This window comes from Halobacillus sp. H74 (assembly GCF_052246715.1).
Classification (GTDB): Bacteria; Bacillota; Bacilli; order Bacillales; family Halobacillaceae; genus Halobacillus; species Halobacillus litoralis_A.
Genome location: NZ_JBQQCI010000001.1, coordinates 433,075 through 458,315, shown reverse-complemented (window position 1 = coordinate 458,315; position 25,241 = coordinate 433,075). Strand labels below are relative to the sequence as shown.

The 25,241-nt window shown below is 43.8% G+C and carries 22 protein-coding genes and 1 riboswitch; of the genes, 9 read left to right on the top strand and 13 right to left on the bottom strand.

The window, feature by feature from the left end:
* Positions 1-30 precede the first annotated feature (30 nt).
* From ACTWPX_RS02175 to ACTWPX_RS02150, 6 genes are all read right to left on the bottom strand, one after another.
* Complete coding sequence (locus ACTWPX_RS02175) at positions 31-651, bottom strand: NUDIX hydrolase (RefSeq protein ID WP_128525281.1); 621 nt, start codon at positions 649-651, stop codon at positions 31-33.
* Between the two features lie 84 nt (positions 652-735).
* Positions 736-1,578: a lysostaphin resistance A-like protein gene (locus tag ACTWPX_RS02170; protein ID WP_443118318.1), complete on the bottom strand. Its 843-nt coding sequence runs from the start codon at positions 1,576-1,578 to the stop codon at positions 736-738.
* A gap of 134 nt (positions 1,579-1,712) precedes the next feature.
* Positions 1,713-3,656, bottom strand: a complete 1,944-nt coding sequence (locus tag ACTWPX_RS02165) for an ABC transporter permease (RefSeq protein ID WP_443118317.1) — start codon at positions 3,654-3,656, stop codon at positions 1,713-1,715.
* The gene (locus ACTWPX_RS02160; RefSeq protein ID WP_443118316.1) at positions 3,646-4,407 is read right to left on the bottom strand and encodes an ABC transporter ATP-binding protein; all 762 of its coding nucleotides are present in this window, start codon (positions 4,405-4,407) and stop codon (positions 3,646-3,648) included. The genes ACTWPX_RS02165 and ACTWPX_RS02160 overlap by 11 nt, the downstream gene beginning before the upstream one ends.
* 99 nt (positions 4,408-4,506) lie before the next feature.
* Positions 4,507-5,511, bottom strand: coding sequence for a sensor histidine kinase (locus ACTWPX_RS02155; protein ID WP_443118315.1), 1,005 nt, complete (start codon positions 5,509-5,511; stop codon positions 4,507-4,509).
* On the bottom strand, positions 5,508-6,197 hold the full coding sequence (locus ACTWPX_RS02150) for a response regulator transcription factor (protein ID WP_443118494.1): 690 nt from the start codon (positions 6,195-6,197) through the stop codon (positions 5,508-5,510). The genes ACTWPX_RS02155 and ACTWPX_RS02150 overlap by 4 nt, the downstream gene beginning before the upstream one ends.
* A gap of 213 nt (positions 6,198-6,410) precedes the next feature.
* Here ACTWPX_RS02150 and ACTWPX_RS02145 point away from each other — a divergent pair, with 213 nt between their 5' ends.
* The 3 genes from ACTWPX_RS02145 to clpP all read left to right on the top strand — a co-directional run bounded on the left by ACTWPX_RS02145 (position 6,411) and on the right by clpP (position 8,924).
* Positions 6,411-7,472 carry a branched-chain amino acid aminotransferase gene (locus tag ACTWPX_RS02145; RefSeq protein WP_443118314.1) on the top strand — a complete coding sequence of 354 codons (1,062 nt, stop codon included), beginning with the start codon at positions 6,411-6,413 and terminating at the stop codon, positions 7,470-7,472.
* A gap of 183 nt (positions 7,473-7,655) precedes the next feature.
* Positions 7,656-8,318, top strand: coding sequence for a sigma factor-like helix-turn-helix DNA-binding protein (locus ACTWPX_RS02140; protein ID WP_443118313.1), 663 nt, complete (start codon positions 7,656-7,658; stop codon positions 8,316-8,318).
* Between the two features lie 15 nt (positions 8,319-8,333).
* Entirely contained in the window at positions 8,334-8,924 is a 591-nt protein-coding gene (gene clpP, locus ACTWPX_RS02135) for an ATP-dependent Clp endopeptidase proteolytic subunit ClpP (protein ID WP_443118312.1), read from the top strand.
* Positions 8,925-9,105: 181 nt separating this feature from the next.
* On the opposite strand, the gene dapA is transcribed toward clpP, so the two are convergent.
* Positions 9,106-10,002: a 4-hydroxy-tetrahydrodipicolinate synthase gene (gene dapA / locus ACTWPX_RS02130; protein ID WP_443118311.1), complete on the bottom strand. Its 897-nt coding sequence runs from the start codon at positions 10,000-10,002 to the stop codon at positions 9,106-9,108.
* A 119-nt stretch (positions 10,003-10,121) separates the two neighbouring features.
* A riboswitch (Lysine riboswitch) is annotated at positions 10,122-10,299 on the bottom strand.
* 277 nt (positions 10,300-10,576) lie between these two features.
* On the opposite strand from dapA, the gene ACTWPX_RS02125 reads away from it, so the two are divergent.
* Positions 10,577-11,836 carry an MFS transporter gene (locus tag ACTWPX_RS02125; RefSeq protein ID WP_443118310.1) on the top strand — a complete coding sequence of 420 codons (1,260 nt, stop codon included), beginning with the start codon at positions 10,577-10,579 and terminating at the stop codon, positions 11,834-11,836.
* A gap of 112 nt (positions 11,837-11,948) precedes the next feature.
* Here ACTWPX_RS02125 and ACTWPX_RS02120 read toward each other — a convergent pair whose 3' ends face one another.
* The 3 genes from ACTWPX_RS02120 to ACTWPX_RS02110 form a co-directional block, all read right to left on the bottom strand.
* On the bottom strand, positions 11,949-12,557 hold the full coding sequence (locus ACTWPX_RS02120; protein WP_443118309.1) for a response regulator: 609 nt from the start codon (positions 12,555-12,557) through the stop codon (positions 11,949-11,951).
* Positions 12,554-13,690 (bottom strand): sensor histidine kinase, encoded by a 1,137-nt coding sequence (locus tag ACTWPX_RS02115; protein ID WP_443118308.1) that lies wholly within the window; start codon positions 13,688-13,690, stop codon positions 12,554-12,556. Before ACTWPX_RS02115 ends, ACTWPX_RS02120 begins: the two co-directional genes overlap by 4 nt.
* 140 nt (positions 13,691-13,830) lie before the next feature.
* Positions 13,831-14,880 carry a fatty acid desaturase gene (locus tag ACTWPX_RS02110; protein ID WP_281974350.1) on the bottom strand — a complete coding sequence of 350 codons (1,050 nt, stop codon included), beginning with the start codon at positions 14,878-14,880 and terminating at the stop codon, positions 13,831-13,833.
* A 266-nt stretch (positions 14,881-15,146) separates the two neighbouring features.
* Here ACTWPX_RS02110 and ACTWPX_RS02105 point away from each other — a divergent pair, with 266 nt between their 5' ends.
* From ACTWPX_RS02105 to ACTWPX_RS02085, 5 genes are all read left to right on the top strand, one after another.
* The gene (locus tag ACTWPX_RS02105; protein WP_443118307.1) at positions 15,147-15,581 is read left to right on the top strand and encodes a universal stress protein; all 435 of its coding nucleotides are present in this window, start codon (positions 15,147-15,149) and stop codon (positions 15,579-15,581) included.
* A gap of 341 nt (positions 15,582-15,922) precedes the next feature.
* Positions 15,923-16,837, top strand: a complete 915-nt coding sequence (locus tag ACTWPX_RS02100; RefSeq protein WP_443118493.1) for a proline dehydrogenase family protein — start codon at positions 15,923-15,925, stop codon at positions 16,835-16,837.
* Between the two features lie 34 nt (positions 16,838-16,871).
* The gene (pruA, locus tag ACTWPX_RS02095) at positions 16,872-18,419 is read left to right on the top strand and encodes an L-glutamate gamma-semialdehyde dehydrogenase (RefSeq protein ID WP_443118306.1); all 1,548 of its coding nucleotides are present in this window, start codon (positions 16,872-16,874) and stop codon (positions 18,417-18,419) included.
* A 389-nt stretch (positions 18,420-18,808) separates the two neighbouring features.
* Positions 18,809-20,113, top strand: a complete 1,305-nt coding sequence (locus ACTWPX_RS02090) for a PucR family transcriptional regulator (RefSeq protein WP_443118305.1) — start codon at positions 18,809-18,811, stop codon at positions 20,111-20,113.
* 121 nt (positions 20,114-20,234) lie between these two features.
* Positions 20,235-20,582, top strand: a complete 348-nt coding sequence (locus tag ACTWPX_RS02085; RefSeq protein ID WP_443118304.1) for a YidH family protein — start codon at positions 20,235-20,237, stop codon at positions 20,580-20,582.
* 58 nt (positions 20,583-20,640) lie between these two features.
* On the opposite strand, the gene ACTWPX_RS02080 is transcribed toward ACTWPX_RS02085, so the two are convergent.
* The 3 genes from ACTWPX_RS02080 to ACTWPX_RS02070 form a co-directional block, all read right to left on the bottom strand.
* Entirely contained in the window at positions 20,641-22,038 is a 1,398-nt protein-coding gene (locus ACTWPX_RS02080) for an MDR family MFS transporter (RefSeq protein ID WP_443118303.1), read from the bottom strand.
* Positions 22,039-22,217: 179 nt separating this feature from the next.
* Positions 22,218-23,435, bottom strand: coding sequence for a dicarboxylate/amino acid:cation symporter (locus ACTWPX_RS02075; RefSeq protein WP_443118302.1), 1,218 nt, complete (start codon positions 23,433-23,435; stop codon positions 22,218-22,220).
* A 278-nt stretch (positions 23,436-23,713) separates the two neighbouring features.
* Positions 23,714-25,114 carry a sodium/glutamate symporter gene (locus tag ACTWPX_RS02070; protein ID WP_443118301.1) on the bottom strand — a complete coding sequence of 467 codons (1,401 nt, stop codon included), beginning with the start codon at positions 25,112-25,114 and terminating at the stop codon, positions 23,714-23,716.
* Positions 25,115-25,241: the final 127 nt, after the last annotated feature.

Here is a 25,241-nt window from a genome sequence, read left to right as displayed (position 1 = left end):
TTATGACTTACACCTTAACCACAAGAGCTTTTATCTTTTCATGACCTCAACGAAATGGGCTAAAATTCTCGCCGTCATCCCCCAGATCACTTTATCTTCGTAAATATAGAAGTATTCCTCTAATTGACGTGTCCGCCAATTGTAGTTTTCTCCCCCGGGAATAAGTTCAAAAGGAAAATCTTCTTCCGGGTGTGCTTCAAAGTGTACATAATGAATGCGTGGTTTATTTTCCATGAAAAAGGAGAGGGGAACGGTGAAGACCTCCCTTACTTCATCCGGATTTTTGATGATTTCTTCTTCAGAAACCTCAAGGTAACCAACGAAAGAGTAAACGATCATACCGAAAGGCGAGATGAGATAATCGAGCGGGTGTACTTCACAAAGGTCGTTTCGCTCGATTCCAAGCTCCTCTTCTGTCTCTCGAATAGCTGCTTGCTGGGCAGTGGGGTCGAGAGGATCGATTTTTCCACCTGGGAAGCAAACCTCTCCCGGCTGCCTTCGCATCTGGTGGGAGCGGACTTCGAAAAGGACATGAGGTTCTCCGTCTTTCTGGATCAAGGGTAGCAGGACGGCGAATTTTCTGAACTGCTCATGTCCGAGAACAGATGGTTCATGCTTCTTTACTTTATTGAAAATGGTTTTAGCGTCCATAATTTCACCTCGTTCTTTTACTATATCAGAACGGACCAAAGAATAGAAAAGAGGACTTATTAAGATAGATTAACTTATCCCCATTCAATAAAACCTATAAGGTAAATGACTTCTCCTTGGGTACATTTTATAAAAAATGACGAGTAAGAAGAGGAGAATCACAAGCAGTGCTACCCCAGAATACATTCCTAAGGATTTCATGAGTTGTAGGCTTTTTGTGTGATCATCCACACTTGCGGTTCCGTTTTGAAAGGGAACATATTGGATGAGGAAACTTAAAAGGTTACTAAAAGAGTGGGCAGCCATCGGGATCCATATACTCTTTGTCTTTAAATAAAGAATAGAAAAGAAAATCGAGGCCAATAGCGCACTGAGAAAACCGGAGGGTCCATGAAAAATGGCGAAGGTCAAAGATACTAGTATTACACCAGCGAACGTCCCCAATCGCTTGCACCAGTTATTTAATAAGACACCTCTAAATAGAAGCTCTTCAATAGAAGGGGCGATCATAACAACTAGAACAAAATAAATGAAAATACTTCCTAAACTCTCCTGGTTATTAGAAGTTTGCATAATTTCTCCTGTTATACCACTCAGAAAAGAAGGACTTATCAAGCCTATGATATTCCATAATACTAAGACAGAAGCAAAAGAAGCGGCTTTGATGATAGTGACTACTCCAAAGGTTTTAACGAGTGCAGGAATGCTGACGGCATCTTTGGAGGTGAGGTGGGAGAAGGAGATGTTGTATTTCTTGAATTGAGTGTATAACCATAATCCTGCTCCTGCGTACACATATATATGAAACAGGTAACTAAGGGGAGCCTGCATTAATGTGAAAATAACCCCACCGCCAATAATCCACAGTAACAACCAGAGCAGTAACTTCCATATTTTAATCTTATGTAAACCGCTGTTCGTATTCAAATTCTATGTCCCCCTACATATCCATGACCGCACCCCACGATGTGAATGTTTTAACATAAAATTCCAAAAAACCGACACCTTCCAGATAAAAGAAAGCCACCATCATAAAATTATGATCGCGGCTTTCCATTTTCTTAAAGGGCCTCTCTAATGATTTTCTTATAATAGAGAACAGACAACAGGCCGAAAATCGAATAAAGGGCGGTGTAGAGACCCATGACGATGAACATCGGCGTCCATAACTCTGTTCCAAAGAAGAACCAGCCGGAATTAACGGCAAAGTAGCTGTGCAGCAATCCGACCATTAACGGAATTCCAAAGTTGAATAGCTGCTTCCCTTGAATTCCTCGCAAAAGGTCGCCACGGGTGAAGCCGAGTTTTCTTAAAATCGTATAGCTTCCTTTTTCGTCTTCTCCTTCGTCCATTTGTTTAAAGTAAAGCACACATCCGGACGTAATTAGGAAGGTGAGGCCGAGAAAGCCGACGATGAACATGACAATTCCCATGCTAAGTTTTTGCTGCTTAGCCACATCCCATTGCGAGCCATGAGCACGCGTTTCATTCAATCCCATTTCATCAAAAATTTCAAAGGCTTCTGCTTGTTCTCCTTGTTGTTCAAGGTTGATGCCGGTGTAAAGGTTCGGTTTTTCCTGGAGCTCAGGGTTGAAATTATTTTTTACTTTAGCAAACATCTTCTCATCGACGACAGCGATTGGAAGCCCGCCAGCTACGTAATAGGAGGAAAGGACATAGTCTTTCTCAAGTCCAAGATAGTCAAGCTCAATCCAGTTTTCATTAAGGTGGATACCGACAGTGCCTGCGCCTTCTAAAGAGATGAATGATTGCATCAGGTCTGTATAACCAGTGAGCTTCATTTCGCCTTCATCTAAATGGATATCCTCCACTGCGGCTTCACTGATGACGGGGAGGGGCGTCTGTTCTGTATCGAAGTTCAAGTCATCAATCTTGGCATCGAGGATGTCTCTGACGTTGAACTCAACCTCGAACACTTCGATGGTCTTTTCGGAATACCCGATGCCCGCGTCTTCCAAGCGATTCATAAACGTTTGGGCGCTCTCTTCATCTGTAATCGAGAAATCATCCGGGACACTATTTTGGGCTGACTTTTCAGTTGAATAGTAAGAAATGTAGCTGAGCGACAGCAAACTAATCGCCAGAGCGGATACCGTCGTAATTACCGTCAAAAGAAAAGCGTTCGATTTCATTCGGAACATGATCGAGGATAAGGACAGCACTTCATTGATGTTCATATAGCCGTTTTTATTTTTACGGATCAAGTTCGTAACGAATCGTACGGATCCCTTATAGAAAAAGTAGGTACCGATGATGACAACAGCCAGGATGAATCCCATCGCCAAAAACAACCCATTGATGGTGACAATGTCTCCTTCGAACAGCTGGGAGGAGACGAAATAGCCAGTGGCGATCATTAAAATTCCGAAAATCCCCATGATGTGTTCCCATATGGAAAGCTTCTTCACCTTCCCCTGGGAGCTTGATGTCACACGGAAAAGGGCGAGAATCGACTGCCGTTTGATGAACAAGTAATTCGTCAGCATGATCAGGACGTAAATAGCAGCGAAGACAAGCAGGGTTTGCCCTAAAGCTTCAGTGGAGAAGTGAAGGTTTGCCATTTCATCGACTCCGATGATTTGGAAAAAGCTCATCAAAATCAATTTAGAGATGGCGAAACCGACAAAAATCCCAATAACGAGCGATCCGAAATAGATGATGAGATTTTCTGTGCTCAATATATTGAAAATGCGGTTCTTCGTCATGCCGATCAACTGGAATAAGCCGATCTCCTGGCTCCGTCGTTTAATGAACAATGTGTTGGCATATAACAGAAAGATCGCGACGATAGCGATGAGTAGGACGGATGCCACTCTGACAGCGGCTTCACCTTTAATAGAACCCTCCTGGCTCATCGATGGGTCATACTGGAGGGTAACAAATGAAAAATATAAAGCCACACTGAAAATGAGTGCGAATACATATAAATAGTAGTTTTTCAGGTTCTTTTTCAAGTTGCGGAAAATGAGCTGATTAATGTTCATACTGGACACCGCCCAAGACTCCCTGTGTCTTCATGATATCTTTCAGAAAAGCTTGTCTTGTTTGATCGCCTTTGTTCAACTGTGTATAGATTTGGCCGTCCTTAATGAAGATGACTCGGCTGCTGTAGCTTGCAGCGACTGGATCGTGGGACACCATACCGATCGTCGCTTCCCGCTTCTGGTTCATATCACTCAGTTTGTCGAGTAAATCGGAAGCAGATTTTGAATCGAGCGCTCCCGTCGGTTCGTCAGCAAAAATGATACTGGGCTCATGGATGAATGCTCTCGCCGCTGAGGTACGCTGTTTCTGACCGCCGGATATTTCATTAGGATATTTATCCTTCACATCCTCGATGCCCAGTTCCTCAGCGACCGCATCAAAGCGTTGGATGGCTTCTTTTTTCGATACTTTGGAAATGGATAAAGGCAGCAGAATATTCTCTTTCACAGTCAAGGTATCGAGCAGATTGTACTCCTGAAAAATGAAGCCGAGGTGATGCTTGCGAAATTCTGCTAACTGTTTATCCTTTTTTCCGGTAATCTCCTGACCTTCGATTTTAATGGTGCCGTGACTGACCCGATCAATGGAGGAAAGCACATTCAGCAGTGTCGTTTTCCCTGAACCTGATGCCCCCATGATCGTAACGAACTCACCCTTCTGGATTGACAAATCAATACCTATCAATACGTGTTGTTTCGTAAATTTATTGCCATAGCTTTTATGAATTTTATTCGCTTCTAATAAACTCATGTAATGACCTCCTTTGTTCTATAACTTAATTGTAGTAGCATCCATCAAGCTTTTCCTTCCATTCACCTAACAAAATGACGGAAGCATGTGACATTTTCGTCACATGCTTCTGATTTTCGTGAATTCGTTCTGTTCTGGAAAAATGAGTGTAAAAGTCGTTCCTGCTCCAAGTTCAGAATCGACTTTAATGTGTATCTTCAAGGCTTTGCGAATACGATCGGTCAAATAGAGTCCCATCCCGGTGGCAGCACTATTCTGATGCTGCGTTGTAGAAGTGAACCCTTTTTCAAAAATACGGGATATGTCACGCGGTTCGATCCCTCGGCCCTGGTCCCTCACTTGCAGGCAGCTTCGTCCGTCCTTTGTAAAACTTGTGATAGCAATATCTGTAGCATCACTATATTTAACCGCATTCGTCAGCAGTTGGCGCACGATGAAGGCAAGCCACTTGCTATCACTGAGGACGCTTTCGACTTCCAAATCTATATCAAAGCCGATTCCCTTTTGCATGCACCATGACTTCAGGGATTTTATTTCATTGAAAAGCAGCGACTCGAGTTCAACTTTCTCTATATAGAGGTCGTTTTCAATGAAGGGAATCCTTTTCTGGTGGAGCTGTTGATCGAGAAGCAGGTGGATCCGCAGCCACTCATAGGTCAGTTGGGACTTCAGCTTGTAATCATCGAGCCGGTCGATGATCAGCCGCATCGCTGTCAAAGGCGTCTTCACTTCGTGGATCCAGGAGAGAAGCTCATCTTTTTCCTGCTCCAAATAACCTTGATTGTGAGCAAGTTCCTGCTTCAAAAGCTCCATTTGATCACTGACATTCGTCTCGATGATTCTCTCAAATGGACTGTCCGCTTCCGGTATTGTCGTCAAATCAAGGTCGTGTTCACGCTGCTCGATCGCCACGTAAAACCGTGTTTCTTTCCGGTAGCGGACGAATAAGAAAATGGCGAAAATGATGATTGATAAAAAGACATAATATAGCATTGAGGTGACAGGGATGGTCGTATCGACGAGGGCAACTAACAAGGCGAGCCCCTGCAGCCCTGAGAAAAGTAATATCCAGCTGCTTCTTTCTAATAGATAGGGGCGGATCATCTCTTCATCTGCTCCTTCGCCACATACCCCTGGCCGACCTTCGTTTCAATTGCCTGTTCCAACCCGATGTCTGTAAGTTTTTTGCGGAGACGATTGACATTGACTGTAAGCGTATTATCACTGACAAAGCGTTCATCCTCCCACAGACGGTTGATCAACTCTTCTCGGCTGACAATCTTGCTTTTCTTTTCGATCAGCTGTTTTAAAATCAAGACTTCATTTTTTGTTAAATCGATAGCTCCTTGGTCATTCGTCACCCGGTTCCGATCATAATCTATGGTCGCACCGAGCCATGTCTTCAGTTCGTTCGTTTCTGTGTTGTAATTATAAACACGTCGGAGGATGGCTTGGATTTTGGCTACGAGCACATCGAAATGGAACGGTTTCTGGACAAAATCATCAGCCCCTAAATTCATAGACATCACCATATCTGTCGGGTGGTCACGTGAGGAGAGGAAAATGATCGGCACATTGGAGTGCTCGCGAATCATCCGACACCAGTGGAAACCATCGAACTTCGGGAGCTGGATATCGATAATGACGAGAGCTGGATCGGTTTTCGTGAAGGTTTCCATCACCCGGTTGAAATCCTCAACTCCATACACCTCATAGGACCATTGGGATAACCGTTCTTCGATTTCCTGGAATAATGTCCGGTCGTCTTCAATTAGTAAGAGCTTGAACAACTTTGACACCACGCTTTCCGTTTTTTACCTGTCCTCAGTATATCAAATCTTTATCTGGTAAGTGTTTTATCCAATTGGTGCGTTATTGCGGAAAAAACTTTTTTGATAATTCGATTAAATCCTCTTTAAAATTGGCGCTGACGGGCGTACAATGAATACTAATATCCAAAACGGCCAAGCCGATCATCTTATAGAAAAAAAGGAGTCCTGAATATGCCATTGAATATTGTTGAAAGTACACACAAGAAAGCCAAGCCGGAAAGCGAACAGATTCCTTTTGGACGAACATTCACAGACCATATGTTTGTCATGGACTATGAAGCAGACAAAGGCTGGCATGAACCGAGAATTGTCCCGTATGAACCATTGACGCTCGATCCAGCTTCTATGATTTTTCATTACGGCCAAACGGTGTTTGAAGGATTGAAAGCTTATCGCGCCGATGACGGACGCGTCCTTTTATTCCGCCCGGAGAAGAACTTTGAACGTTTGAACCTCTCCAGCGACAGGTTGAGCATACCGCCGATCGATGAACAGGAAGTGATGGGATACCTGGAAGAGCTCGTCCGCTTAGAAAAAGACTGGGTCCCGGCATTTGAAGGTACGTCGTTATACATACGTCCGTTCATTATCGGCACAGAACCGAGCCTCGCCGTAGCTCCATCCAAATCCTATAAATTCATGATCATCCTGTCGCCTGTAGGTCCCTATTTTTCTGGGGGGATCAAACCGGTGACGATCAACGTCGAGGACCAGTTCACACGTGCAGTCAAGGGCGGTACAGGAATGGCGAAAACAGCAGGGAACTATTCCTCTGGTTACCAGGCTCAAGCAAAGGCTGCTCAAGAAGGGAATGCAGATGTGCTTTGGCTTGATGGTGTAGAGAAACGGTACATCGAAGAAGTGGGAAGCATGAACATCTTTTTCAAAATTGATGGAGAAGTCGTAACACCAGCCCTTAGCGGAAGCATTCTGAAGGGCATTACACGTACGTCAATCCTCGAGTTGTTGAAGAAGTGGGAAGTACCCGTGACCGAGCGGAGAATCTCCATTGCTGAACTCTATGAGGCATATGAAGAAGGAAAGGTGGAAGAAGCTTTCGGTACTGGGACAGCAGCTGTCATTTCACCTGTCGGGGAGCTGAATTGGCTTGGGAATAAGATGGTCATCAACGACCATGAGATCGGCGAACTATCCCAAAAGCTCTACGATACGATTACGGGGATTCAACGGGGCAGAAAAGAAGATATCCATGATTGGACGGTAGAAGTATAAAGAAGAATTGAGCCTCAGGTTTTCATGCCTGGGGCTTTTTTGTGGGTGGTTCAACAGGGAATTCCCTCCCGTATTTAAAATAAGCAGGGATACACAAAGGAAAACAGAATAAATTAAAAGAACCCATATCTATTTTTCCATGTTATCCGTTATAGCTGTGAGAGGTTGAAAGGAGTGAGGAAGGTGGATGTAACATCGAGCACGGTCAATCATACGCTTTCTGTTGAAGAGAAGGTGAGGGAGGATTATCTTAAACTTTTGCGCTACTGTCTTTTTCTTACCAAAGATGCTTGGGAAGGGAAAGATCTAGCCCAGGAGTCTTTTTCTAAAGCCTTAGAGAAGTATGAATGGAGTGAAATCCAACCAGCTCTTCTTAAAAAAATTTCTTACCACTGCTGGGTCGATCAAAAGCGGAAGCAGGAGAAAGAAACACTTGTTTCAAGTCCACATCTTAGTGGACATACAAAAAATAGGGTGCACGACAACTCTGAGATTATCGAGAGGATAGTTGGAAGGTTGTCAGACAAACAACTTGTCTCATTTGTTTTGAAAGAAGCCTTTCAGTATAAGATTTCAGAAATTGCAGAACTCCTGGAGATGACGGATACGGGTGTTAAAGCTTTGTTGAAGCGGGCCCGCACAAATGTAAAAGACATTACCGAAATAGAGAGACTCCAAGTGTTGCGGACACGGCCAGAGGAAGATTTGTTATACGAAACTGTGATTCAAACCCTGACCGTGCAGGACCCGGCTCTTTTAATTGAAAAGCTACCGATCCTGCTTCAACCTTTTCGGAGCACACATCGGCCTTCCTCCCCTTCGAACATCCTCTCTTTAGCAGCTTAAAGGAGGCAGGTTGAAATGAATACCATCCCTTATGTAATTGAACAGACAAGTCGAGGGGAACAGTCGTACGATATCTATTCACGTCTTTTGAAAGACCGCATAGTCATGGTGAGCGAAGAAATAAATGATCATATGGCGAACAGCATTGTAGCTCAGCTGCTGTTTTTGGCCGCTGATGATCCGGACAAAGATATTTCACTGTATATTAATAGCCCGGGAGGATCTACTTCCGCTGGGTTCTCCATTCTAGATACGATGCAGTATATCCAGCCTGACGTAAGGACGATTTGTACAGGAATGGCTGCATCATTTGGTGCGATGCTTTTATTGTCCGGGACGAAGGGGAAGCGGTTCGCCTTGCCGAACAGTGAGATTATGATCCACCAGCCTCTTGGAGGTGCACGGGGGCAGGCGGCAGATATAGAGATATCAGCGAAGAGAATCATCAAGCTCCGGCAGCAGATCAATGAAATGATAGCAGAACGGACCGGCCAGCCGTTGAAAAAAGTGGCGGAAGATACCGATCGTGATTATTTTATGAGTGCATCAGAAGCGAAGGAATATGGGATTGTCGATGAGATCATTCAAAAGAAGAAAGAAGCTTAATTTTCCAACAAGAAAAGAGGTTGGGACAAAAGAAATTTTCCGCTAGAAAACCCGAACGAAATCGTTCGGGTTTTCTTTATGAAGCAATAAATGCCTACGCCGCTCTGGCACCATTTGTTCCATTCCACCCTATTGTTCGTCTTTTCCTGTGGCAGTTAGTGTTTTGTCCCAGCCCCTTGTGTTATAGAGCGCTTGCGACTTCTTGCGGTTGCACTTTTCCGATCTCATTCAATACACAAGCTTCTTCTTCCTCTGTCAAAGGTAATAGAGGAAGACGGACACCTCCAACTTTCACACCTTTTGCGTTCAGCGCCGCTTTGACAGGCGAAGGACTTGGGGCAGAGAAGATGGCATGCATGACTGGTACGAGCTTCTGGTGCATTCGTGAAGCAAACGCGAAGTCACCTTCACGGAAGCTTTGGATCATCTGCTGCATTTCATTTCCGATGACGTGGGCCGAAACAGATACGATTCCTGTTCCTCCAATCGATACGAAGGGCAATGTGTTGGAATCTTCTCCACTATAGACAGAAAAGTCATCAGGAGTGTCTCGGATGATTTCTGTTGCGTCATCAAGATCGCCACTCGCTTCTTTGACGGAAACGATGTTATTGATACCAGAAAGGCGAACGATCGTAGCAGGTTCCATGTTTACGACACTTCTGCCGGGGATGTTATAAAGCATGACGGGGAGGGATGTCGCTTTTGCGATTGTTGAGAAGTGTTGGTAAAGCCCCTCTTGGGTTGGTTTATTATAATAAGGAGTGACGAGCATGATCGCATCGACGCCGGCTTCTTCAGCTTTCTGAGTCAGACTGATCGAAGCCCGTGTGTTGTTGGAGCCTGTGCCGGCAATGACCGGGACTCTTCCATCGACGACTTCGACAACAAATTTGAAGAGGCTCACTTTTTCTTCTGTAGTCAATGTCGGTGACTCACCTGTAGTTCCTGCTATGACTAAGGCGTCCGAACCATTTCCGATCAAGTGGTTGACTAACGATCTGGTCGCCTCAAAGTCAATATTCTCCTGGCTGTCGAACGGGGTTACCATTGCTGTTAATACTTGGCCGAAATTCATAACCTCACACCCTTTTGTGAATTTTAATATTTTCGAGGCAGTGAGGGCCATACAGCAGTAAAAAAACAAAAAAGCAGCAACGAGGGATCGCTGCTGCCGTAGAAACTTAGTCCGTTCCTGCGTAAGATAGCCCTCCATATAGTCTCCTATATGACAGTCCTGCACTTATTAAGCATCAGAACCAGCTTCAGGATGATGAGTTTCGAGAAGCTTCGGCAATTTCCCCTTTCCCTATGTGTCACAGGAGCTCATTCTCCTCAACATACGTACTCATGTCATTGCACCTCTATCCTTACTTCAAAATCAATTGAAATAAGAAAATATTTAGTTATAGAGAATAGTATCAAACAATTGTTTTTTACACAAGTGGTTTGACAGGACTCGTGGAATTTTGACAATAGTATATATTACCAAATTTTGAGCTAGCAAGAAGTGGCGAATTCACTCAAACTTCTTAAGGTTTATGCGGGAAAATCCGTCTGGAGACGGAAGTTGAATCATTCTCAGGGATATCGTCATTGCTTTGGAATTTTTATACACTTTTATTAATCATTTAAAAAAAGGTGTGAGAATTATGGCTGTCAATGATATCGCTATGGAAGAGGCAACAGTTGAACCAAAAGAAATCCCCTCTATATTCAAGAATAGAAATTTTCTATTGTTGTGGGGAGCTGCCCTTTTGTCGAGTTTCGGAATCTCCTTTTTCCTCTTTTCCCAAAGCTGGTATGTCGTCAATGTATTAGGTTTAGAAGCTTCCCTTGGAATCCTTTATATCGCTGTAAGTATCCCGCGTGTCTTATTCATGATCATCAGCGGAACCGTCGCGGATCGGTATAGTAAAACGAAAATCATGTTTCTATCAGACTTCATTCGCGGATTACTTTTAATCGGGCTTGTCGCATGGTTTTTGTTCGGTGGAATCACATTATGGACCTTCGTTACTTTCGCTTTTTTCTTCGGTATTTTAGATGCGTTTTTCTGGGCGGCGGAGAGTGCGGTCATACCGTCTATTGTTCATAAGGAAAACTTGACGCGTGGAAATTCGGTCATTCAAATGACGAACCAGACATCGTTCATACTAGCTCCTATGCTTGCAGGAATAATCATCGCTTTCGGTAATTATGAAGTTGTATTTGCAACAACAGCTGTTATGTTGATCATTGCAAGTTCCCTCATTTTCCTTATGCGTGTTCCTGAAGGAAAGGATGAAGATGGGGAGGAGAAGGAATTTTGGGAAACGTTCAAGGAAGGCCTGCTTTACGTCAAACAATCGCGGGTGCTGCTCATCATTGTTCTGACCACTGTTTTCTTGAATTTATTTTTGGTCGGCCCGATGACGATGGGGCTTCCTTTGTTCGTAAAAAATATTTTGGATGGAACGTCGGTTGACTTCAGTTTGTTAGAAGCGGGATTAGCTGGTGGAATGCTGGTAGGGTCCGTCGTTATCGGAGTATTGAACTTGAAGAAAAATCGCTGCAAAGTGGCTCTCCTTTCTTTAATATTTACAGGTATCGCTTTTGCCGGCTTAAGCTTCACCACTGAGATATGGATGAGCATACTGGCACTTGGAATTTTCGGTATTTCTTTATCTGTAACCAATATCCCTTTCATTGCCTTTGTTCAAAGTTTAATAGAAGAAAAAATGCTCGGGCGTGTGATGGGACTTATTTCGTTAGCATCGATGGGGCTGATTCCAGTCAGTTATTTATTGACTTCGGGGGTTTTGGCCCTCGGTATTTCGATCGATCATATTATGGCCGTCGTTGGTACTCTTGTCTCACTCTACGCTGCCTTTATCTATTTGAAATTCAAAGAACTCAGGGAAATCGATTGATCTATTTGATATGACCATAAAAAAAGCCCCCGGGCACGATAGAGAGTTTCAGGCATACCACTAATTACCGGAGGGGACTTCCATTATTGATTTTATATCATGGTTGGGATAATCATTTTGACTTCTTGTACCAACCCTTTTCCTTGAATCGGGAGATGGCTTCGATGCGGTTCGTTACTTCTAATTTTTCCAAAATAACAGATATATAATTTCGTACCGTGCCAGGAGTGATGTATAAGGTCTGGGAAATGTCTTTGGTATTCTTGCCATCCGCCATCAGTTGGATAACTTCCTGTTCGCGTTCTGTGAGCGGGTTTTGCTCTGTAAAAGCGAGGTCGACAAGTTCTGGGTCAAAAATCCTTTGGCCATCAATGATCTTTTTAATGGCTGTCGCCAGATCTTCACTCGGGCTGTCTTTCAGCAAATAGCCGCTTACACCAGCTTTCCGGGCACGATCGAAATAGCCGGAACGGGCAAAAGTGGTTAAAATGATGACTTTACAAGGTTGGTCATACAACTCTTCAGCAGCGTCCAGTCCATCTTTGACGGGCATTTCGATATCCATGATGCAGATGTCAGGTTCCAGCTTCCTTACGAGGTCGCAAGCTTCCTGGCCGTTGTTCGCTTTGCCTACAACTTCCATGCCTTCCTCTAAATCGAGCAGGGCTCCAAGTGCTCCTAATAACATCCGCTGGTCTTCAGCAATGACAATCCGAATCATGCCGGACCCTCCTTTTCTTTATTTTTAATTACATTCGGAACATGCAGTCGCAATATTGTTCCATTTTTTGATTCAATTTCAAGAGTGCCGTTGACAAACTCCAGGCGTTCACGCATTCCTTGCAGCCCATGACCTTGAAACGGCTCGACCGAGGCTGGGATTCCTTTTCCATCATCTTCAACAATAATAAGGATTTCAGTAGGAAGCGGGTTGATGACGACCCTGCACTTTGTAGCTCCACTGTGTTTGACGATATTCGTAGCGGCTTCTTTCAGACACATGCTCAGGACATTCTCAACGAGCAGCGGTGTGTTTTTCAAATGAGGATCCCCTTCGTATTCAAACGTCATTTCTGCTGCCTCAATGATCTGCTGTACACGGACAAGCTCGTCTTCTAGCTTCGTCCCCCTCATATTCGATACCATCTCCCGGACTTCCTTCAAAGCCGTGCGGGCTGTTGTACGAATATCATCGACCTCTTGCATGGCTTTCTCCGGTTTAACCGTAATCAGCTTGTTTGCTAAATCACTTTTCAATCCAATCATCGAAAGTTTCTGCCCGAGGGTGTCATGCAGATCACGGGCGATTCGTTCGCGTTCTTCGATGACCATCAGTTGAGAGATTCGTTCATTGGCATCCTCTAATTCGCCTTCAAGCTTATGCTGCTGATTACGATAACGGATGGTGAACGGCAGCAGAATTACTCCGATGACCGCAATGATAATAAAAGGTAAGTTCGGAAAAAGGGATTCGATTTGATAGATGAACGTTGTCGTGATTGCGATCAAAGTCGTTGCTAGGTGTACAATGTATAACGATAAAAATCCGCCCAGATGTTTGATATTTCCGATGAAAAACGCCAGGAACAAGGCGAAATAAATATATCCGAATAAAACGGTCATGACGAGGCTGATCGCCATTTCAATACTTACCCATAAGTATGTGAGACGGCTGTTCGACATGAAGGATAAACGGTAAGCAAGGAAAAAGATAAGTGTCATTAGAACTCCGAACAACATTTCATACATCGAAGAAGATCGGAAAATGAAGAAAAATGGCAACACACAAAAAATAATCCACACATAAGTGCTGAGACCTGTATTCTTCGGGATGATATGGTACCAGTTCTGCATCGGGAACCTCCTTGTCACATTAATTCAAGCATATACGAAAAATGCCAGTGTTGTCATCTTCTCTTTGAGCAGAGGGAAAAACAGCTCTGGAAGGCCTGAATGAAAGAAAGAAGTCCATTCATCTGAATGGACTTCTCACATTACTGATCGTCTTGTAAGCTTGGCTGTTTATTCAGCATGGAAGAGCGTTGTTTTTTCAACAATGGCTTCACTTCTTTAAAGGATATGAACGTTTTATTTGCCTTGTCATAAAGGCGGAATCGGATCGACTGAAGGCTCGTGCCAAGAGTGATCGTTGTTGCATGTTGAAGCGGCGGTGTTTCTTCGTGTGCTTTCTCTAACATATAATTCGGGACGCGCGGACTCAAGTGATGGACGTGGTGGAAACCGATATTACCGGAAACCCACTGTAACACTTTAGGTAGTTTATAATACGAGCTACCATCTACAGCTGCTTTGACAAAGTCCCATTCGGATTCATCTTCAAAATAAGAATCCTCAAATTGGTGCTGGACGTAGAATAACCAGATGCCGAGCATGCCAGAGACATAGAGAACAGGGAGCTGGATGATCAAGAAAGCCTGCCAGCCAATCGCCCATATAAGCAAACCGTAGATGACGGCGATGGATGTGTTCGTCAAATATGTGTTCATACGTTCTTTGCGTTTCGCGCCTTTACGGTTGAAACGGTTGGATACTAGGAACAAGTAGATAGGTCCAAGGCCGAACATGACAATCGGATTTCTGTAAAAACGATAGGCGAAGCGTTCTTTAAGAGAAGCATTCAAATACTCGTCCACAGTCATGACCCATATATCTCCTGTGCCGCGTTTATCCAGGTTCCCACTTGTTGCGTGGTGGATATTGTGGCTTCTCTTCCATTTGTCAAAAGGGAAGAGGGTCAGAATTCCGGCGATTGTTCCTATAATCCTGTTTGCTTTACTGCTTTTCAAAAAGGATTGGTGTGTACAATCGTGGAATATGATGAAAACCCGAATGACGAATCCACCTGCGATTATAGCAATCGGAAGCGCCAGCCAGACAGATATGGATAAGCTTGCGTAAGCTAAGGTCCATAATAGAACAAAGGGTACGAGTGTATTGATAAGCTGGCGAACGCCTGCGGATGTATCTGGTTTCGCAAAGCTGGATACGCTTTTTTTCAGCTCTTTTTGTTTCTCTTTATTCATAAAAACGACTCCTTCACGTTTGGTCATAACCTTATGATAGGTTAAAAACAATGTTTTTATAAGACACAAACGTCAGTATCTTCATATGACACTTGTCATGGGTGTCTGTCTATTCTTGGGAGGTGAACAGGGAAAGGAAGCTTTAAAATTAAAAGGACGGAGTGGCCACCCTTTTAATGCAGAGATAAGACCACTGTTAAGAAATCGCTTACATTATGCTATAATAGAAGTAAGAAATCAATTCTCTATTAATGGAGGGTTTCCCTATGACCAAACGAATTCTCGTTGCGTACGATGGGAGTGACTTGAGTAAAGAAGCGGTATGGGAAGCTAGGAATCAGGCGTGTGAAACTCCAAAAAGGGAGATACACATCGTATCCGTTGTCAAACCGACTGGCCCCATGACAAATGCTGTAGTTTCACGAAGTATCGGGGATGAAATGGCAGAGAAGTTCCGTTCAGAAATGGATGCTTTGAAAGAACAGATGGTTTCACCTGAGGTGGATGTCGTCAGTGAAGTACTCGTTAGTAAAGTAGAAGGAAATCCTGGTGTCAGTATCTGTGAATATGCGGATGAGCAAGCAGTGGACTTGATCATCGTCGGGAGCCGCGGCCTTGGTAATGTGAAGAAACTGTTCTTAGGGAGTGTGAGCAATAACGTCGTCCAGAATGCCACCTGCCCTGTTTTAGTCATGAAATAAAGAAAAACGAAAGCCTGAAGGCAAATCCCTTCAGGCTTTCGTTTTTTTATTGGGCGGAGACTTTATTGGTTCTTCTTTTGGTTCTTCCTCAGGTCATCCAAATTCTGGATGACCTGAGGAAGAACCATGTTTTCCCATTAATTCCTTACGCTAAACGGGGGCTTTAGTCTTTTGTGTTTAAACCCTAAAACTAGGGGGTTATCTTTGTGTTTGGCGCACGTTGTCGAATGGAAGCGCTATCCGTTATAATTTTCTTAACAGTTAAAAAACAAATTTTCCATTCCACCTAAAGCAGACCCACATGGTTATCGATAGGAGAATGATGAAAGGGTGTGGTGATCTTGGAAGCCATCAGTAAGAACTTTTTCTTATACCTTTCTAACAACAAGATGTTAGATCGCTTTGCTAAGCGTTTCGGCAGTAGATTTGGGGCTGACAAGATAGTAGGGGGAGAGACGTTCTCCCAGGCAATTCCGTTAATACAGCAATTGAACCATGAGGGACTTGAAGTAACTGTTGACCATTTAGGTGAATTTGTAGACTCTGAAGCAGAGGCCAGGGATCGTGCGGGAGAATGTATCCGCAGCATCCAGCAGATAGCGAGCAATCAGTTGAAGTCAGAAGTATCACTGAAATTGACTTCTCTTGGATTGGATATCAGTCATGAGCTCGTAATGGAAAATATGGCGCTCATCTTAAGAGAAGCCCAGAAGCACAACATTACAATCACCATTGATATGGAAGACTCCTCAAGGTGCGGGGCCACTCTAGACATTTATAAAGCATTGAAGAAAGATCATCCGAATCTGGGGACGGTCATTCAATCATACCTTTACCGTTCAGATGAAGACCTGGATGAACTGGATCCTTATGATCCATATTTACGCCTCGTCAAAGGGGCCTATAAGGAATCTGGAAAAGTTGCTTTTCCGGAGAAAAACCTTGTCGACGATAACTTGAAACATCTGATTAAGAAAAACTTGTTGAATGGAAATTATACAGCCATCGCAAGTCACGATGATGCCATCGTCGATTATACGAAGCAATTGGTAAAAGAACATGATATTCCGACTGACCGCTTTGAGTTCCAAATGCTCTACGGCATGAGGACTCAAATGCAGCAGGATCTCCTCAATGAAGGATATACCGTTCGCGTTTACTTGCCATATGGCGAAGACTGGTACGGCTATTTCATGAGACGTCTAGCCGAAAGACCAGCGAATATCGCATTTGCAGTCAGAGGAATTTTCAACTAATCATTATTTCCAAAATCAGAAAGGGGAATTTATTATGGTACAGCCTTATAAACATGAACCATTCACAGATTTCACAGTAGAAGAAAATAAGAAAGCTTTCGAAGAAGCATTGAAGCAAGTGAAAGAAGAATTGGGTCAACATCATGACCTTCTGATTAATGGAGAACGCATCCGTACAGATAATCAAATTACGTCCACGAACCCTGCCAATACAAAACAAGTGGTAGGTACGGTTTCCAAAGCGAATCAAGAATTAGCTGAAAAAGCAGTCCAATCCGCTTCTGAAGCGTTCAAAGACTGGAGAAAATGGGATCCACGCGCTCGAGCTGAATTGCTTTTCCGTGCGGCTCATATCATCCGTCGCCGTAAACACGAGTTCTCTGCTTACCTTGTATATGAAGTAGGGAAGCCTTGGAAAGAGGCGGATGCGGATACAGCAGAAGCGATCGATTTCCTTGAATATTATGGTCGTCAAATGATTGAGTTGAAAGATGGCAAACCAGTGGAAAGCCGTCCAGGCGAACAAAACCGTTACATCTATACGTCTACAGGGGTCGCTGTTGTCATCCCGCCTTGGAACTTGGCATTTGCAATCATGGCTGGAACAGCGATTGCTCCATTGGTTACAGGAAGCACTGTAGTTATGAAGCCAGCTAGTAACAGTCCTGTCATCGCTGCTAAATTCGTAGAAGTATTAGAAGAAGCAGGCCTTCCGAAAGGTGTCTTGAACTTTGTACCAGGAAGCGGGGGAGAAGTTGGAGACTATCTCGTCGACCATCCGAAAACAGCGCTTATTTCCTTTACAGGATCCCGCGATGTAGGTACACGCATCATCAAACGTGCTGCAGAAATTCAAGAAGGTCAAAACCACTTGAAGCAAGTCATTGCTGAAATGGGTGGTAAAGATACCGTAGTCGTCGATAAAGAAGCGAACATCGAAACAGCGGTAGATGCCATCATCGTATCTGCTTTCGGATTCTCAGGACAGAAGTGTTCTTCCGGATCCCGTGCAGTTGTCCACGAGGATGTTTACGATGAAGTGTTGGAAAAAGTGAAAGAGCGTACTGAAAAGCTTACCGTTGGAAACGCTTCTGAAGAGAATGTCTATATGGGACCTGTCGTCGATCAAGGCGCTTATGATAAAATCATGAGCTATATGGAAGTTGGTAAAGAAGAAGGTCGTCTTGTCACAGGCGGAAAAGGTGACGATTCCAAAGGTTATTTCATTGAGCCTACAGTATTTGCGGATCTTGATCCAAATTCCCGTATGCAGCAAGAGGAAATCTTCGGACCAGTTGTCTGCTTCACAAAAGCGAAGAACTTCGATGAAGCTCTCGAAATTGCCAACAACACAGAATATGGTCTAACAGGTGCGGTCATCTCTGATAATCGCGATCATCTGGAACAGGCGAAATATGACTTCCATGTCGGTAACTTGTACTTCAACCGTAACTGTACAGGTGCTATCGTAGGCTACCAGCCGTTCGGCGGATTCAAGATGTCTGGTACTGACTCCAAAGCGGGTGGCCCAGATTACTTGGCCTTGCACATGCAAGCGAAAACAATCTCCGAAATGTTTTAAATCAATGCCTGAGGCTCCCCCAAACTCTTGGGGGAGCTTTTTTAATAGAATCAAAAAATGGAATCCATATAGGGGGGTAAAGTGTGTGCTACCCCTTTTAAATAGGTAGCCCTTCGCGATATAAGCAGTCCATTTACGTGGGGGAAGCCCGCCCAACTGCAATGTTCTGCTTATGCGTGTCAGGTCTGTCAACCTCTCGACACACTTTCAATATATCCAGCTCCAGTGGACAGACACTCGAGGTCTTAAGTCCAATGTCTGCGTGAAGAAAACCGCTTCACTCCGAAATTGTTCTTAAGCTTGTCGTATCTCCCCGTCCACTTACGCATTTAAATTATATATTTCTTTTTCTTTCTATGACAAACCGATATAATGGAGGGTAACGAATTATGACATTCAGCCTACTCGGAAAGGTTAGGGTTCCTATGGAAGTAAAAGAATTGATCCTTCAGGCGGAGGACATCCATAAAGCGACAGAGCTGATCAGTTCTAAGTTGAAGAAGCCTGTCATCATAGAGAATAAAAACTTTGAATTGGTATCCTATAGTTCTTCTTTTGATGATTTCGACCAAACCCAGCAAAAGACAATCCTTTCGAAGAAGTGTCCGATTTTCATCATCGATCGGTTGAAGAAAGAAGGGATTGTGCAACGTTTGGAACAGCATCCTGAGCCGATTCGTGTCCATCCCATCGAGGACCTCGGGTTCCACCAGCGCGTGGTGATTGCAGCGAAGCATCTCGGTCATACAATGGGTTACGTCTGGGTGCAGGAAGCTGATCATTTGTTGGATGCAGAGGAAATGGAGTTCTTAGAAGAGATTACGCCGCATCTCGGAAAGTTGATTTATGATCAATTCATGAAGGTGAATGCCAAGGAAGGTCGTAAAGAGGAACTGCTCTGGCAATTGCTTCATCACGAGTATGGCAGTGAGAGTCAATTCCGTCACGATGCGTCACTGGCTAAACTCCAAATTCCTAAGCGTTTTTCAGTCATGGTCTTTTCAGTGACGGCACCCCAGTATAAATACATGCTCGACTACTTGGAAAACACGGTGAATCGTTTTCGGACCGATAAAAAACTCTACTACTTGAAAACAGAATTCCAGCTCATCATGGTCATTGAAGGCAGGGAAAATGAGAGCTTCTCTTCAAGAAATATTGCTAGAGATCTGATTGATGAAGTGAAGTGCGAAACGGGAGAAGAAGCGTTTTATCACTTTTTAATTGGTTTAGGGAAAGAGTATAAAAAGCTGTACAACATGAGAAAAAGTTTCCTCGAAGCTTTGGAAGTGATCGAAACCGCCAACTTCATCAGCCCTCGCCCAGAGTCAATGCCCAGGGAATTCGCCAATCTCGGAATATACAGATACTTGGCTGCCCTGTATGAAAAGAACAGTTCTGAAGACTACTATAGTGAAGATCTTCTGACACTGATCAAGAATGACTCTGATAAACAGACAGAACTTTTGCTTACACTGGAAGCCTATTTGGCAAATAATGGGAAGGGGAAGCAGACAGCGAACGAGTTGTTTATCCACCCCAACACGTTGAATTACCGGATTAAACAAATCCAGGAGCTGACGAACATCAATTTCTCTGACTTTAATATGAAAGCTTATTTGTACACAGAGTTGTTGCTGTTGAATAATGTAGAGAACTACTATCAACGATATAAATCAGCCTTACAAAAATAATCTGAAGGAGAGGTGTCTTTTTTAAAGGCGACTCTCCTCTTTTTTAACTGAGGAATTTGACATTCTCCTCTGAAAAGCTTTATTTATTGGGAAAGGAAGTTTATAAAAGGAGGGAAGACCAATGGATGAACAAAAGTTGATTCAACAGCACCTGGCTAATGAAAGGACGTACCTGGCATGGATCCGGACTAGCATCGCTCTTGTAGGGGTAGGTTTCCTTGCAACCACTGTCCACATGACAGCATTACCGGATGCAGGGGATATGGGCAATAAACTGGCCATTCTCGTCAGTATTGTGTCTTTATTCCTCGGCATCATGACGATTGTCGGGGCAACGATTAATTATTACCAAACACGAAAAAATATCAACGAAAGCCGTTTTGCTTCATCCCATCGCATCATTGCTTATATGACTACAGTCGCTTTATTGTTAGTCGTTTTAGTCTCTGCTTATCTCCTGTTTGTTTAATCCTGCTTATACATAATAAAGACCCTCGTTGAAACGAAACAACGAGGGTCTTACTTTCCTAGGCAGCAGATTCTTCATCAGGACGTGATTGACCGATGAAGAAGGCCATGATGAAACCTGCGACGGCAATGAATCCTGCAACAAGGAAGGAAATATTGACGCCGTGAATGAGCCCGGGCACCCCTTCAGAAGGAATGGTCTGACTCGTCATGACTGAGACAAGCAATGCAGTGCCTACTGCTCCTGATACTTGGCGCATCGTATTGTTCATCGCTGTTCCATGGGGCATAAGGTGTGCTGGCAGCTGATTCAGTCCAGCTGTCGTTACGGGCATCATCACCATGGAAATTCCGAACATCCGGACACAGTTTACCAAGGCAAGGTAAGTGAAAGTAGTCGAAGGATTCAAATTCGTAAACATGAATGTAGAAATGACAAGTAATGAAAGGCCGGTGATAGCGAGCCATTTTGCTCCGAATTTATCAAAGAGTCGACCGGTGATCGGGTTCATGATCCCCATTAAAAGGGCTCCGGGGAGGAGCATGAGTCCCGATTCAAATGCAGTGAAACCGAGCATGTCCTGCATGAGAATAGGCAGGATGACGGCCCCGCCGATCATGGCGATGAATACAATCATGCCAAGGGCAGTAGTTAAAGTGAATGTCTTATATTTGAAGATCCTGAATTCGAGTATCGGTTTTTCCAATTTCATTTGTCTTGTTATGAACAGGGTCAATGTAACCGCTCCGACAAGGAGTGAAATAAGCACTTCAGGACTCGTAAAGCTTCCATTCCCCGCCACACTGAATCCGTAAAGAATTCCACCAAATCCGAAGGTGGATAAAATGATTGAAATCGGATCCACTTTAGGAAAAGTCTGTTTGGTTACATTTTTTAAAATGAAATAAGCAACGATGATATCTATTATGGCAATTGGTAAAATGACGAAAAATAAACTTCTCCAAGGAAATTGCTCGACAAGCCAGCCGGAAAGTGTCGGCCCGATCGCTGGTGCGAAGGCAATGACCAACCCGAACATCCCCATAGCAGCCCCTCTTTTCTCTATTGGAAAGACGAGGAAAAGGATCGTTTGCATTAAAGGCAGGATAATGCCGGCGCCGGAAGCTTGTAAAACTCTTCCCGCAAGCAGTACCGAAAAGTTCGGAGCTAACCCGCAGACGAGTGTTCCTGCTGCGAATAAGCCGAGAGCTGTCATGAATAATTTTCTGGTGGTAAACCTTTCAATTAAAAATGCTGTAATCGGAATCATGATGCCGTTGACTAACATGAAAATGGACTGCAGCCACTGGGCTGTGTTGGCATCTAGATTCAAATCGGCCATTATATGTGGCAGCGCTGTTGCTAATAGTGTTTGGTTCAAAATCGCAACAAAGGCCCCTGAGATCAGTACGATCATCAAAGGGACCCGATTTATGGATGGTTCTTGCTCTGACATGAATACCCCTTCTTTCTAATACTTAGGTCGCTAATCATTAATATTAACATAAGACTTGAGATCGCATCACCCGTTTTGCTTTCTATATTTTATAAACACTCCACAAAGATTAGTTGGCTAATGAAAAGAGACTAAGGAAGCTTCATTCCGTAGTCTCTCTAATTAAATATTTTTTTACATTAAGCTTTTCTTTTTTCTGTTTTGTTGATGACGGATGTACCGACAAGGTCACCGGTGACGTTAAGTGCTGTCGCTCCCATTCCGACGAATACATCTACTGCGGCCAGTAATGCAACAGCTTCCATCGGCAAACCTACTTGGGAGAATACAGTGGCAATCATAATGATCCCTGCTCCTGGAACGCCTGCTGTACCGACTGAGGCAAGTGTGCCGACAATGACTACCTGCAGAATGGCAGCAAAACTCAGCGGATCACCAACGACGTTTGCAGCAAATACAGCAGAAACCGCAATACGGATCGCTGCACCATCCATGTTAATGGTCGCCCCGAGTGGCAAACTGAAACCGTAGAGATTTTTTTTCAAACCGAGGGCTTGTGCTGCGTTTAAAGTTACCGGCAGAGTACCTGAACTGCTCTGTGTAACAAAAGCAGTAATCATAGGTGTGCGGGCTTCTTTGAAAAAGGACAAAGGACGCTGTTTGGTAACTAACAGGACAAGAATGTAAAGAGCGAGCTGTATGAGCAGACCGACATAAAGGACTAAAATGAATGTTCCTAAAGATCCGAGGGTTTCCGCCCCTTGTGTGCCGACAATCTCAGCTACGATGGCTAAGATTCCGATGGGGACATATTGCAAAATCCCTTTCATGACGGTTAGGGTCGCTTCGTTCAACCCTTCAATCCCTTTGTAAAGACTATTACCTATTTCATTGTAAGCCGATGAAGAACGTAAATGGGAAATGGCTATCCCGAATACGAGTGCTGTGAAAATAATGCCTAGCAAGTTCATTTCAGTAAAAGCTGTTAGAATATTATCAGGTACAATATTCAACAGGACACTTGTGACTCCAGGGTTTTCAGGTACTTCGACACTTTCATTACCATCTAATGTCATTCCAGTCCCTGGGTTCAATAGTGAAGCGACTGTTACGCCTACAATAATGGCAAGAGCCGAGGTACCCAGATAATAAAGGAACACTTTCCCTCCCATACGACCTAAACCACCAACACTCGTCTGGTTGACGCCTACAATTAACGTGAGAAGGATTAACGGAACAATGATGAATTTCAATAGCCGCATCAATAAATCGCCGAACGGTGCAAGTACGGTAGCTCCCTCCCCAAAAATCAAACCGATGAGGACACCTATGATTAAGGCGACGGTAATTTTTTTGATTAAAGAAGTTTCGAGATACCCCTTCCAAATCTTATTCATATACAGCCTCCTTACTTTTTGTTTCTTGCAATTATAACTAACCCATTAATCCTGATCTATTTACTTATGATTACTGATATAAGATAAAGGAAGGAGACGTTTGATGTCAATGTGAATGCTTGGGATGTGATCTTCTCCTCTTCCATAGACTTTACTTATCCTTCTCCATTACCCGCTGAATTGAGAAAGTATGATCGGCCATAATAGTGAAAGTTTTTTTAAAAAGACGATTCATACATGAAAAACGCCTGCCTTTTAATAAAGACAGACGTTTGGTGTCAGCTTGAGGAGCCTTTTCCTTTTCCAAAGTAAAAGAGTCCTGAGAGGATTCCTACAGCTGTCATAGCTGCTGCAAGAATCAAGCTCGGCCATGGACCGAATTGGGCGATAAATGGAACGGACAATGCTGTCACAAAACCTCCGCCCAGGAATGGTTCATAGAACAATTGCTTGTATCCGAATGCTTCAAAAGCAGGGGATTCATTATCAGGATCCACTACCCGCATCAATAGAAGACCAGTGGCTGTGACACCCATGGATTGGCCGAAGTCTCCAATGCCTCGTTCAAACCAGTAGTTCGGGATGAAGCGTGGGGCCAGGACGAGGAAGCCGAATAGGTTCCATGCGATGCCGACTGCAGCCAGGAGTAAGAATGGAACGAGATATTCACCGATCACGTCCAGGGAGACCGTAGCAATAGCGGTTAGAATCAACACATCAAGTGCCAATCCTTGAATCCGATTGATCATGCGTCGGTCAACCAGATTGTATTTGTCCTTTTTGTCAAAAACGATTTGAAGCAGAATACCGCCAAGCATTGCAACAGGGAATAGCGGAATGTATTCCATGAAATCAGAATTGATGGTGATCGCTTCAAGAGCAATCAACCCTTGGAGAATCCCCCAGCCTATTAAAATAGCCAACATGACAATCGCGAGGTGGAAGGATAAAGGTTCGATCGATTCTGGGCGCAGCGTCATTTTTCCAGCCGGTTCACGGTTTTGATATTCCATGACCCCGCGTTTTCTTAAATTAGAAAAGTCATCCACATCTTCAATGACCTTCGTCTTTTTATTTCGTACTCCCCAGTTAATCAGGATGATACCGAAGATCACCCCGGAAAGCACACCTACCGTCGCTAGCCCGATCGCTAAATCGAAGGCTTCTGAGAAACCGAGTTCTTCGAAAGTGCTGGCCATTCCAGCAGCTGTTCCGTGTCCACCTTCGAATGCAACTTCAATCAAGGCACCGGCCATGGGAGGTAAATCGAAAAAAGGTGTCAGGATTAATAAGACAAGTAAAAGACCGACAACATACTGTCCCCAGCCGATAGCCCAGCCAAAGGCGAGCTGTGGACCTGCATAATTCCATATGTCCTTCAACTTAGGAATGGTCGCTCCCAGGAACAAGCAGGCAAACACAATGTTGATCATTAATCCGGGCAAGGAAGACCAGACTTCCGTAATGTTTTCCGTCATTACTCCGTTGGCTAAGGAGTTATCGTCAGAGAAAAACTTCCCTAACACCTGTGGTCCTAACAATAATGCGATAAAGCCTCCGATGATGGAGGATGGTAAAAATAAATTTTGCAGCAGTGTCGATTTGACACGGATGATTTTCCCGACCAATAAGAATACACCAATATATAATAAGGCAAAGCCGATTTGGTTTGGAGTCATCTTTCCACCTCTTTCATTTATATAAATAGTAAAATTGCAGTATTTAATATCTAAGAACATTTCCTCTAATTGCTGGATTTAAAACCACTTTTTAAATGGAAATTATGGTGGGTAATCAAAGAATGGA